Source organism: Cupriavidus sp. WS, assembly GCF_000395345.1.
In the GTDB taxonomy this organism is placed as follows: domain Bacteria; phylum Pseudomonadota; class Gammaproteobacteria; order Burkholderiales; family Burkholderiaceae; genus Cupriavidus; species Cupriavidus basilensis_B.
Window position 1 is genome coordinate 1 of record NZ_AQPL01000691.1, and the last position, 1,635, is coordinate 1,635.

Annotated in this window: 2 protein-coding genes; both read right to left on the reverse strand. The window is 61.3% G+C overall.

Going from position 1 to position 1,635, the window contains the following annotated elements; genetic code table 11:
• Positions 1-377: transposase family protein (locus K206_RS42440; RefSeq protein WP_231401748.1), on the reverse strand; the 377-nt coding region annotated here is incomplete at its 3' end.
• Positions 378-501: 124 nt separating this feature from the next.
• On the reverse strand, positions 502-1,635 hold a 1,134-nt coding region (locus K206_RS0136570), incomplete at its 5' end, for an ISL3 family transposase (protein ID WP_020207157.1).

The following is a 1,635-nucleotide window of genomic DNA, read 5'->3' on the forward strand; positions in this document are numbered from 1 at the left end:
CCGAGGGCGTGGCCCAGCGCGTGTAGCGCCTGAGCTTGCGATCGCGTACGACGTTGATACCGACCCGCCAAGGCGTGGATGTTCTCGACAAACGTACGACGGGGACAATTGGCGTTCGTACATTTGAAGCGACGCACCTCAATAGCGAGAATGACCCGCTGCTCGAGCATCGGACGTTCTTCCAGCCTGCGCACATAGCGGCCGTGGATTCGGTAACTCCAACGATGGCAGGCAGGACAAGATGCCGCGCGAACCGTACTACAGGCTTCGACAGTAATGGTCTCCCCGCACGCATCGCTGGAGACCACGCGCTTACCCACACGGGCGAGAATACGATCAATCCCACCGAGAACTTGCCTCATGGTAACGATCAACATACGGCCAAATCGGCCAGCCCTCGACTCGGCCGTCAAACAAAGTGCGGGAGACCCGCGATTACTACACTTCACGCCTGCGATCGCGACCGGACTAAGCGAGTCCAAAAGGACAAGGCAGGCCAATTTAGTTCGGCTTCAACACGCGCAGCCGCAGAAGGTCGATATTCGCGCGGCCATACATTTGGCGCTTGAGGAGCTTGAGCCGGTTGACATGACCCTCAGTCTGGCCATTGCTCCATGGCAACCTGAAGGCCGCCCGTACAGCCGGTAAGTCGGCGCGCAAGCTTTGCGCGAACCGACGCATTTCCACAGCGTCGCAGCACGACAAACGTTTCAACCATCGATCGAGATGTCGCAGACTTCGCCGATGCATGAGTCCGAGAAATTCCCGCGCGAGGCTGCGGACCTCGCCCACCACAGGTTCGATCTTGCACAGCGCCTGCACGAACCGCTCGTGGTCCACGCTCTTTGGCTCTTCGACAGCGAGCTTTCTCCATCCGACAAGCCATCCAAACACGCGCCGGGCCGACGGAATTGGCATCGTTTGCACGGGCTTCTGGACATGCGGCGTCTTGCCCAGCGGAAAGAGAAGGCGGGCCATGCAACTCTGCACGGTGGCGGGACTGCCCTTATAGCCTCGCTGCTTGAGTTCTTGCCAGATTAGTTCAGGAAAGCGACAGCCCTGAGCGATTCGTTCCTCGATATAGTCGCGATAGGGATCCAAAGGCGTCGGACCCCGCGCCTTGGGCGCGCGCTCGGGGAATGCCCCCGCGTGGACGAACTTCTGCACGGTTACATTGCTGATCGAGAGCTCGCGCGCGATTCCTTTGAGCGTGCCGCCCTGGGCGCGTAGCGCCATCACCTGCTTGTACAACGCAAGCCGCGTGGCGCGTCGCTGATCGCTCAGACGCTCCCATGACCTGAGTGAGTTGAAGCGGCTTAGTCCGCCGCCCTGCCGGCCCAAGGTCGCCCTACCGACCTCGATTTGCTGCGCGGCTTGGCGCAGTTGTGGCCCGAGTCGGTATAGCAGCCTCTCGACGTTGTCACGCAGGTTGCTCAGCAGATGCCAGCGATCCGAGACTTGCTTGGCCGCCGGCAGCGCGAGGTCGACCGCTTCGGAATAGGCCCCGGCCCGGTCCCTGGCGACGATCTCGATCGAGGGGTGCACACGCATCCACGCAGCCACCGCAATGGCGTCCCTACCGGCGAACACTTCGATCGGCTCACGTCGCTCGAGATCGACGATGATTGTTCCGTA